At 61.9% G+C, this 1,139-nt stretch carries 1 protein-coding gene; it reads left to right on the top strand.

The window, feature by feature from the left end:
• Positions 1–6 precede the first annotated feature (6 nt).
• On the top strand, positions 7–1,139 hold a 1,133-nt coding region (gene groL / locus NKJ08_RS39225; protein WP_352786411.1), incomplete at its 3' end, for a chaperonin GroEL.

Raw genomic sequence — 1,139 nt, 5'->3', positions numbered from 1 at the left:
CTAAAAATGGCTGCCAAAGACGTAAAATTCTCCCGTGACGCTCGTGAGCGCATGCTGCGCGGCGTCAACATCCTCGCCGACGCGGTGAAGGTCACGCTCGGCCCCAAGGGCCGCAACGTCGTCATCGACAAGTCGTTCGGCGCACCGCGCATCACCAAGGACGGCGTCACCGTCGCCAAGGAAATCGAGCTTGAGGACAAGTTCGAAAACATGGGCGCGCAGATGGTCCGCGAAGTTGCTTCGAAGACCAACGACATCGCCGGCGACGGCACCACCACCGCGACCGTTCTGGCACAGTCGATCGTTCAGGAAGGCCACAAGTCGGTTGCCGCCGGCATGAACCCGATGGACCTCAAGCGCGGCATCGACCTCGCCGTCGCCGACGTCGTCGCGACGCTGATCAAGAACGCCAAGAAGATCAAGACCTCGGAAGAGGTTGCCCAGGTCGGCACCATCGCCGGCAATGGCGACGTGTCGGTCGGCTCGATGATCGCGGAAGCGATGCAGAAGGTCGGCAATGAGGGCGTCATCACCGTCGAGGAAGCCAAGACCGCCGAGACCGAGCTTGAAGTCGTTGAAGGCATGCAGTTCGACCGCGGCTATCTCTCGCCCTACTTCGTCACCAACGCCGAGAAGATGGTTGCGGATCTGGAAGACGCCTACATTCTTCTCCACGAGAAGAAGCTCTCCAACCTGCAGGCCATGCTGCCGATCCTCGAGGCCGTCGTGCAGACCTCGAAGCCGCTGGTCATCATCTCGGAAGATGTCGAAGGCGAGGCCCTGGCCACGCTGGTCGTCAACAAGCTGCGCGGTGGCCTGAAGATCGCCGCCGTCAAGGCGCCGGGCTTCGGCGATCGCCGCAAGGCCATGCTGGAAGACATCGCCATCCTCACCGGTGGCCAGGTCATTTCCGAAGACCTCGGCATCAAGCTCGAGAATGTCGGCCTGAACATGCTCGGCCGCGCCAAGAAGGTGTCGATCTCCAAGGAGAACACCACCATCGTCGACGGCGCCGGCAATAAGGAAGAAATCCAGGGCCGCGTCGCCCAGATCAAGCAGCAGATCGAGGAGACCACCTCGGACTACGACAAGGAGAAGCTGCAGGAACGTCTCGCCAAGCTGGCGGGCGGCGTTGCCGT

This window comes from Mesorhizobium sp. M0244, from assembly GCF_040321795.1.
GTDB lineage: Bacteria > Pseudomonadota > Alphaproteobacteria > Rhizobiales > Rhizobiaceae > Mesorhizobium.
The sequence above is the reverse complement of the archived record's forward strand: the minus strand, read 5'-3'. Positions and strand labels throughout refer to the sequence as shown.